Annotated in this window: 8 protein-coding genes; 4 read left to right on the top strand and 4 right to left on the bottom strand. The window is 60.2% G+C overall.

What is annotated here, in order from left to right; translation table 11 throughout:
• Positions 1–130: 130 nt before the first annotated feature.
• Positions 131–871 carry a YciK family oxidoreductase gene (locus ACTD9P_RS28690; protein ID WP_438870292.1) on the top strand — a complete coding sequence of 247 codons (741 nt, stop codon included), beginning with the start codon at positions 131–133 and terminating at the stop codon, positions 869–871.
• A gap of 27 nt (positions 872–898) precedes the next feature.
• Here ACTD9P_RS28690 and ACTD9P_RS28695 read toward each other — a convergent pair whose 3' ends face one another.
• Complete coding sequence (locus ACTD9P_RS28695) at positions 899–2401, bottom strand: nucleobase:cation symporter-2 family protein (protein ID WP_438870293.1); 1503 nt, start codon at positions 2399–2401, stop codon at positions 899–901.
• Positions 2402–2560: 159 nt separating this feature from the next.
• Here ACTD9P_RS28695 and ACTD9P_RS28700 point away from each other — a divergent pair, with 159 nt between their 5' ends.
• Positions 2561–3394, top strand: a complete 834-nt coding sequence (locus ACTD9P_RS28700) for a nucleoside-binding protein (RefSeq protein ID WP_438870294.1) — start codon at positions 2561–2563, stop codon at positions 3392–3394.
• Between the two features lie 129 nt (positions 3395–3523).
• Here ACTD9P_RS28700 and punC read toward each other — a convergent pair whose 3' ends face one another.
• Complete coding sequence (gene punC / locus ACTD9P_RS28705) at positions 3524–4708, bottom strand: purine nucleoside transporter PunC (protein ID WP_099490062.1); 1185 nt, start codon at positions 4706–4708, stop codon at positions 3524–3526.
• A gap of 122 nt (positions 4709–4830) precedes the next feature.
• Here punC and punR point away from each other — a divergent pair, with 122 nt between their 5' ends.
• Entirely contained in the window at positions 4831–5745 is a 915-nt protein-coding gene (gene punR, locus ACTD9P_RS28710) for a DNA-binding transcriptional activator PunR (RefSeq protein ID WP_438870295.1), read from the top strand.
• A gap of 119 nt (positions 5746–5864) precedes the next feature.
• On the opposite strand, the gene ACTD9P_RS28715 is transcribed toward punR, so the two are convergent.
• A complete protein-coding gene (locus ACTD9P_RS28715; RefSeq protein WP_438870296.1) occupies positions 5865–7034 on the bottom strand; it encodes an aspartate aminotransferase family protein in 1170 nt (389 codons plus the stop codon).
• Between the two features lie 103 nt (positions 7035–7137).
• Here ACTD9P_RS28715 and ACTD9P_RS28720 point away from each other — a divergent pair, with 103 nt between their 5' ends.
• The gene (locus ACTD9P_RS28720; protein WP_438870297.1) at positions 7138–8043 is read left to right on the top strand and encodes a LysR family transcriptional regulator; all 906 of its coding nucleotides are present in this window, start codon (positions 7138–7140) and stop codon (positions 8041–8043) included.
• Here the strand turns inward: ACTD9P_RS28720 and ACTD9P_RS28725 are convergent.
• Positions 8040–8663 carry an HAD family hydrolase gene (locus ACTD9P_RS28725; RefSeq protein ID WP_438870298.1) on the bottom strand — a complete coding sequence of 208 codons (624 nt, stop codon included), beginning with the start codon at positions 8661–8663 and terminating at the stop codon, positions 8040–8042. The two genes, ACTD9P_RS28720 and ACTD9P_RS28725, sit on opposite strands and share 4 nt — an antisense overlap.
• Positions 8664–8849: the final 186 nt, after the last annotated feature.

The raw sequence follows: 8849 nt of genomic DNA on the forward strand, positions 1-8849 counted from the left end.
GAGACAGGTGTGTCAGTCAATGAACCAGTAACTGACACACCGCATTCGCGAGCAAGCCCGCTCCCACAGGGGATCTTTGTAGGGTTTCAAATTCAGCGTTTGCAACCTACTGAATTTTTAGAGGTTTTTTATGTTTGATTACTCCGCACGTCCAGAACTACTCAAAGACCGGGTGATCCTGGTGACAGGTGCCGGTCGCGGGATTGGCGCGGCGGCGGCAAAAACCTATGCCGCCCATGGCGCCACCGTGTTGCTGCTGGGCAAGACCGAAGCCAACCTGGCGCAGGTGTATGACGAGATCGAAGCGGCCGGCCAGCCTCAGCCGGTGGTGATCCCGTTCAACCTGGAAACCGCCCTGCCCCATCAATACGATGAGCTGGCAGCGATGATCGAAAAAGCATTCGGCCGCCTCGACGGCCTGCTGCACAACGCCTCAATCATTGGCCCGCGCACGCCGATCGAGCAGCTGTCCGGTGAGAACTTCATGCGCGTGATGCACGTGAACGTCAACGCGATGTTCATGCTGACCAGCACATTATTGCCACTGCTCAAGCTGTCCCAGGACGCGTCGGTGGTGTTCACCTCCAGCAGCGTCGGGCGCAAGGGCCGGGCGTATTGGGGCGCTTATGGGGTGTCGAAGTTTGCGACCGAAGGCTTGATGCAAACCCTGGCCGATGAACTGGAAGATGTGGCATCGGTACGCGCCAACAGCATCAACCCGGGCGGCACACGCACGAGCATGCGTGCCCAGGCGTATCCAGGGGAAAACCCGATGGAAAGGCCTGCACCGGAAGCAATCATGCCGGTGTACCTGTACCTGATGGGGCCGGACAGTGCCGGCATCAGTGGGCAGGCGTTTGATGCGCAGTAGTGAGTCGGCAAGCCAGCTCCCAAAGTTTTAGACTTCGGTGGTTTCAGGCTTTGTCGCCTTCCTCGGCACCTCAGCCACCACCGGAATCTCCTTCCCTTCTGCATCAAACAACTTACCGCCACTGAAGTAGTCCCCATCGCGCAACGCCGCCACATCGTGGAAGCACAGGCTGCGCTCAGTTCCCGCCACAAACACCGATTGCTGGTCCGAGTTACCGGCGGTGAAGTGGTTGAACGCCAGGTTCAGCAGAATCGCCATGATTGCCGACGAGCTGATGCCCGAATGGAAAATGGTCGCGAACCAGGTGGGGAAATGATCGTAGAAATTGGGCGCCGCAATCGGGATCATGCCGAAACCGATGCTCGTCGCCACGATGATCAGGTTCATGTTGTTGCGGTAATCCACCTTGGACAGCGTGCGAATCCCGCTGGCCGCCACGGTGCCGAACAACACGATACCGGCGCCGCCCAGCACTGAGGTCGGCACAGCCGCAATCATCCGGCCCATAAAGGGCAGCAAGCCCAACACCACCAGGAACACGCCGCCGGTGGCGACTACAAACCGACTTTTCACCCCCGTAACCGCCACCAGGCCGACGTTCTGGGCAAAGGCGCTTTGCGTGAACGAACCAAAGATCGGCGCAAACATGCTCGACAGCATATCGGCACGCAGGCCGTTACCCAGGCGCTTGGAGTCGACTTTAGTGTCGATGATCTCGCCAACTGCGAGGATGTCCGCCGAGGTTTCCACCAACGTCACCATCACCACGATGCACATGGAAATGATCGCCGCCACATGGAAGGTCGGCATGCCGAAATGGAAAGGTATGGGAAAGCCGAACATCGGCCCTTGGGCGACGCCGGAGAAATCCGCCATGCCGAGGAACACCGCGATCACAGTGCCAATCACCATGGCCAACAGAATCGACAGCCGCGAAATAGTCGCGCTGCCAATCTTGCTCAGCAGCAGCACCAGCACCAGGGTCAGCGCCGCCAGGCCAATATTCGACATGCTGCCAAAATCCGCTGCGCGGCTATTGCCGCCCATGGCCCAGCGCGCCGCAACCGGCATCAAGGTCAAGCCAATGGTGGTGATCACAATGCCGGTGACCAGCGGCGGGAAGAACTTGGTGATCCGTGAGAATACCGGCGTGATCAATAAGCCGATAAACGACGCAGCCATCACCGCCCCGAGAATCGCCGGCACCCCGCCCGCGCCATCACTGCCGACGATCGCCACCATGGTTGCCACACCGGCAAACGACACGCCCTGCACCAGCGGCAACTGACAGCCAAAAAACGGTAAACCGAGGGTTTGCAGCAACGTGGCCAGGCCACCGGCAAACAGCGAGGCGGCGATCAGCAGGCCGATATCCGCCGGCGACAACCCGGCCGCCTGGCCGACGATCAACGGTACGGCAACGATGCCGCCGTACATGGTGAGCACATGCTGCAGGCCGTAAGCCATGTTGGCCGCGACGCCGAGATTCTCATCTTCTGGCCGCTGCGGTGACGCCTTCGGGATAGTCATGGTGAGGGGGTTCTCTGTTTTTGTTGTGCGAACACTGTATGCAATGTTTGGACTGGATGTCCATAGAGTTGTATACAATCATTCGAACAAGATACCCTCCATCGGCGTTACAAAAACAATCCGGCCGTCATGAGCCAGAACGCCAAAGGACCTAGAACAATGAAAAAGGCATTACAGGGCGCCACCGTTGCATTGACTCTTCTCGGCGGTGGGGAGGCCGTCGCGCTGGAATGGATGAACAACAGCGCAGGGTTTCGCTACGGCCAGCACTTCACCAACCCCAACAACCCCGACAACTTCAGCAAGCGCATCTACAGCTTTACCCACGCCAGCGGCTACCAGTACGGCAGCAACTACCTGAACCTTGATGTGTTTTTGTCCGACAGCAGTGACCCACGCAAGGGCACCGACCACGGTGGCAGTGAGGTCTACGCCGTGTACCGACACCAGCTGTACGCCTCACGGGTATTCGATGTGCCGCTGGGCACCGGCCTGGTCAAGGATTACGCCCTGACCCTGGGCTTCGACGCCAACCGCAACAACAACTTCGCCTCAGCTAAAAAACGCGCGCTGGTGATCGGCCCGACGTTGAAGTTCAACACCGTCGGCGTGCTGGATTTGAGCCTGATGTACTACAAGGAAAAGAACCACACCGGCATCCCCGGCGCGAAAGAGTCAAACCACACCTTCGACGACACCTACATGCTCAACCTGACCTGGATGCGCCCGTTCGACATCGCCAAGCACGCGGCGAAGTTCCAGGGGTTTATCAATTACGTCGGGGAAAAGGGCGAGGACTACCACGGCCGCGACACGGCGCCGGAAACCCTGATGCGCACGGCGCTGATGGTGGCGGTGCGGCCGGGTAAAAGCGTGAAGCCGAACCTGTACCTGGGGGTGGGTTACGAGTACTGGCATAACAAGTTCGGGGTGGATGGAGGTATGGGTACTCGTACCTCCACGCCTACGCTGAATATGGAAGTGACGTTCTAACTGAAGAAACCGGCTCCAAATGTGGGAGCGGGCTTGCTCGCGAATGCGGTGTGTCAGTACCGAATATATTGGCTGACACTCCGTATTCGCGAGCAAGCCCGCTCCCACATTTTTGACCGTATTTCAGCTTTAGGCGTTTGCCAGTTCCGACTTATCGGCTTTTGGCCGCGCCAACCAGTAACCCAACACCGCCAGCGGCGCAGTCGCCAGCATCACGATCACGGTGATCAACAGCGGCTGGTCGATCATCGACGACACCAGCAGGCTGCTCAGGAAACAAAGACCCAATTGCAGAGTGTTCTGCAACGCCGCCGCCTTGCCGGAATTTTCCGCAAAGGGCATTAACGCATTCGCCACCACGATCGGGTAACTCGCACCGTTGACCAATGCCATCAGGCAGAACGGTATCAACAAGGTGGTGAGGGTCGGCACCGTCAACGTCGCAACCAGGTACAACGCGACCATGCTGATGCAATAGGCCACCAGCAACCACGGCAGCAGGGTTTTGCCCTGGTAATGCTGCAAGGCGCTACGACAGCTGTAACCGCCGACCAGAAAGGCCAAGGTCGGCAACACGTAACTCAGGCCGATGTCATTCGGGCTGTAACCCATGTCGCCAAGGATAAACGGCGACGCGGTAAGCCAGGCGAAGAAGCTGGCCGAGCAGGCGGCGAAGATCATCACATTGCCGGTAAACACGCGGGAGGTCAGCAACTGCCCATAACCGAGGCGCGACGGTTCGCCCTCCTCGGCCAGACGTTTCGGCATTTTGCGCAGGAACAACGTCGGCAACAGCAACAGCACTGACACGCCCAACAACACCGCGAAAATCGCCTGCCAGCCAAAGTGGTTCAGCACCATCGCGCCCAACAGCGGCGCCAGCGCCGGTGACAGCGACATCAGCGGCATGATGCTGGCGAACACGCGGTGGGCCTTGTCGGCCGGGTAACGGTCAATCACCAGCGCCTGCCAACTCACGGCGGCGGAACACACGCCAATCGCCTGCATAAACCGCAACGCCAATAACTGCGGCGCGGTCTCGACCCAGAACATCCCGGCGCAGCCCAGTACAAACAGGCTCAACCCGGCCAGCAGCACCGGCTTGCGCCCCAGGCGATCGGACAGCGGCCCCCACAGCAACTGCCCGAGCGCAAAGCCGGCGAGGAAAATACTCAAGCTGGCACCGACCGCGCCCGCACTGATCTGCAACTGCTCGCCCATGGCGCCAAAGGCCGGCAAGTACATGTCCATGGCCAGATAACCGAGCATGCTCAGCCCCGCCAGATACCAAGTGAAACCAAAAGAATTTTTCATTGAAGCCTTGTAGATGCTGCCATCAAACTATTTGCTGACTGGCGCCCATTATGAAGCTGACAGGCCATGTGTGAAGCGATAATAATTGGACACTTGAATCAAATATTTTGAAGGCAGCTGCTATGTGGTCCGAATACTCCCTGGATGTGGTCGATGCCGTGGCACGCCATGGCAGCTTCAGCGCCGCCGCCCAGGAATTGCACCGCGTGCCGTCAGCCATCAGCTATACGGTGCGCCAGCTGGAGGAATGGCTGGCGGTGCCGCTGTTTGTGCGCCGCCATCGCGATGTGGAGCTGACGCCCGCCGGCCGTCTATTTATAGACGAAGCGCGCGGGGTGATGAAAAAAATGCTCGGCACCCGGCGTTTGTGCCAGCAGGTGGCGAATGGCTGGAGCGGCCAGTTGAAGGTGGCGGTGGACTCCATCGTCAAACCCCAGCGCTGTCGGCAACTGGTGCTGGATTTTTATCGGCAATTCCCCGAGGTGGAATTGCTGCTCGAATACGAGGTGTACAACGGCGTGTGGGACGCCCTGGCCGATGAGCGCACCGACATTGTGATCGGCGCGACCAGCGCGGTGCCGGTGGCCAGCCGCTTCACGTTTCGGGACATGGGCCTGCTCAACTGGCTGTGTGTGGTGAGCGCCCAGCACCCGCTGGCGAGCGTCAACGGTTTGCTCAATGACGACGAACTGCGCCCGTTCGCCTCCTTGTGCATGACCGACACCTCGCGCAACCTGCCCAAGCGTGACACCTGGACCCTGGATAACCAGCGCCGTTTGGTCGTACCCAACTGGGCCTCGGCGCTCGATTGCCTGCGCGATGGGCTGTGCGTCGGCATGGCGCCGGCGCATCAGGTATTGCCGTGGGTCGAGCGTGGCGAGCTGGTGGCGCTGCAACTGAGCCGACCGTTTCCAGCCAGCCCGTCGTGTGTGGCGTGGGCGCAGGATAAGTTGTCGCCGGCGATGAGTTGGTTGCTGGAATACCTGGGCGATACCGAAACCATGAACCAGGAATGGCTCAATGGAAATGACCTCTGAAGGTGACGCAGATCCCCTGTGGGAGCGGGCTTGCTCGCGAAAGCGGCCTTTCAGTTAGCACATCTTTGACTGACACTCCGCTTTCGCGAGCAAGCCCGCTCCCACAGTTTGATTTCATTTCAGTCCAACAGACGGGTGATCGCCCGCACGATCATCTCAACCTCCTTGGCATCCAGCGTCAGCGGCGGCAGCAGGCGGATGATCTTGCCCCGCGTCACATTGATCAGCAGCCCATGCTCCTGGGCCGCACGCTGGGCCAGGTCACGATAAGGCCTAGCCAACTCAATGCCGACCATCAAGCCCTGCCCGCGAATCGCCAGCACTTGCGGGTGCTCGCTCAACTCCACCCGCAACCGCGCCAGCAGGCGCTCGCCCTGTAGCGCAGCGTTGTACAGCAAGCCTTGTTCATCAATGATGTCCAACACCGTGCAGCCCACGCGGCAGGCCAGCGGGTTACCGCCAAACGTGCTGCCATGACTGCCTGGCGTGAACAACTGAGCCACGGCGTCCCGCGCCAGGCAGGCACCGATGGGCACGCCATTGCCGAGGCCTTTGGCCAGGGTTATCACGTCGGGCACGATGCCTTCATGCTGGAACGCAAACCAGGCGCCGGTGCGGCCGATACCGGTCTGGATCTCATCGAGCATCATCAACCAACCGTGGCGCGTGCAGTGGTCGCGCAGCGCCTTGAGGTAACCGGGCGGCGCGGGCAGCACGCCGCTTTCACCCTGGATCGGCTCGAGCAAGACCGCCGCGATGCGCGTGCCGAATTGTTCGGTAATGGCCTCCAATGCGGCCAAGTCGCCAAAGCGCACCTTGAGAAAGTCCCCCGGCAGGCGCTGGAAACCCAAGCGCACCGAAGGCCCGTCGCTGGCGGCCATGGTGCCCAGCGTACGCCCGTGAAACGCGTTCTCCATCACCACCACCAAAGGCTCTTCAATGCCTTTTTTCCAGCCATGCAGCCGCGCCAGTTTCAGCGCGGTCTCGTTGGCTTCGGCGCCGGAGTTATTGAAAAAAGCACGGTCCAGGCCGGATAACTGCGTCAGCCGCTCGGCCAGGCGCTGCTGCCAGTCGATGCTGTAGAGGTTGGAGGTGTGCAGCAACAGGCCCGCCTGCTCGCTGATCGCCGTCACCAGTTTGGGGTGGGAGTGCCCGACATTGGTTACCGCCACACCGGCCACGGCGTCGAGGTATTCACGGCCCTGCTGGTCCCACAGGCGCGTGCCCAGGCCCCGGGTAAAGCTCAGGGCCATGGGTTGATAGGTGGTCATCAGGCAGGCGGCGGTCATGGTGGCAGGCTCCAGTGCATCGTTGTGGTGGTGCCAGTATCGTTAGCCACCAGAGCTGGATAAACTGCGCATTCCTGCAATGACTTTAAACTAGGGCTTGATAATGGATCTGTTCCAGTCGATGTCGGTGTACGTCAAAGTGGTCGAGGCCGGCAGCATGACCGCAGCCGCACAGGCCTGCGGGATGTCGACCACCATGGTTGGCAACCACTTGCGCGCGCTGGAGCAACGTTTGGGGGGCAGCCTGCTCAAGCGCACCACACGCAAACAAAGCCTGACCGAGTTTGGCGGGCAGTATTACCAACGTTGCCTGGAAGTATTGGGGTTGGTGGCCGACTCCGAGCAATTGGCGGAACAGGCACACAGTGACGTGCCCAAGGGCACCCTGCGCATCACCGCCCCGCCCGCGTTCGGCACCGAGCGCCTGGCACCGGCCTTGAGCGAATTTTGCCAGCGTTACCCGCTGATCCAACTGTATGTGGTGCTGAGTAATGAGCGGGTAGACTTGGTCGACAGCGGCTTCGACGTGGCGATCCGTCTTGGCGAGCTGGATACCTCCAGCGTGATCGCCAGGCCCATGCAGGCGTACACCCTCACGCTCTGCGCGTCACCCGCCTACCTGGCGCGACGTGGCACACCACAAACACCCGACGACCTGCGCCAGCACGACTGCCTGGCGTTCGCCTACCCTGCGACCGACAACTGGCGCGATACCGACAAACTATGGCGCATGACCGGCGATGAAGGCGAAGTGGAGGTGCCGGTGGCCGGGCCCTTGACCATCAACAGCTCCCAAGGCTTGCGCCAGGCGGCTGTAAACGGCATGGGCATCATCATGCTGGCCGATGCCCTGGTGCAACCGGACCTGGAGAGCGGCAAGCTGGTGGCGTTGCTGACCGCCTACCAACTGCCCAGCCGCCCCATGCACCTGCTCTACCGGCAAGATCGCTACCGCCTGCCCAAGCTGCGCGCCTTTGTGGACTTCGCCATGGAAAAGTGGGCGCGCTAAAAACTTACGCCCAACTCACGCAAACGTGCCGCAGTGCGCTCGGCCGACACATGGTGAATGCCCTGCCAACCGAGGGCTTCAGCGGCCTCGATATTGCCGGCAACGTCGTCGATAAACACCACTTCACTGGCCTGGATATCCGGCAAGTGAGCGCGTACTTGTGCAAGGCTGGCGTGATAAATCGCAGGATCGGGCTTGATCAACTTCAACTCGCCGGACACGACGATATCGCGCAAGTGCTGCAGGAACGGATAGTTGGCCCGTGCGTAAGGGAAGGTTTCAGCTGACCAGTTGGTGAGGCCGAACAGCGGCATATCGGCCTTATGCAGTGCCTCAAGAATCGCAACGCCTTCGGGCAACGCGCCACGCAGCATTTCGTGCCAGCGCTCGTAATAGGCTTGTATCAAGGGTTCGTGTTGCGGGTGTTGCTCGATAAGCTGGCGAGTGCCTTCGGCCAGGCTGCGGCCGGCGTCCTGTTCGGTGTTCCAGGCTTGGGTGCAGATGGTGTCGAGAAAGTGTTGCCGCTCGGCGTCGTCGGCAATCAGCTGGCGGTAAAGGTGCTGCGGGTTCCAATCGAAGAGGACACCGCCAAAATCAAAAACTACTGCACGAATCGTCATCAGATCCTCCGTTAGCGTGGCTTGATAGCCGAGGGAGTCTGGCAGATTTTGGAAAGGAAGAGTTGCGCGCCGAAGCGTAGGAAGGTTCCCAAAAGGGAGGCTTACAAAGATCAAATGTGGGAGCGGGCTTGCTCGCGAAAGCGGTTTATCAGCCAGCCTATTTGGTGACTGATACACCGCTTTCGC

The sequence above is a fragment of the Pseudomonas onubensis genome (assembly GCF_965653655.1).
GTDB lineage: Bacteria > Pseudomonadota > Gammaproteobacteria > Pseudomonadales > Pseudomonadaceae > Aquipseudomonas.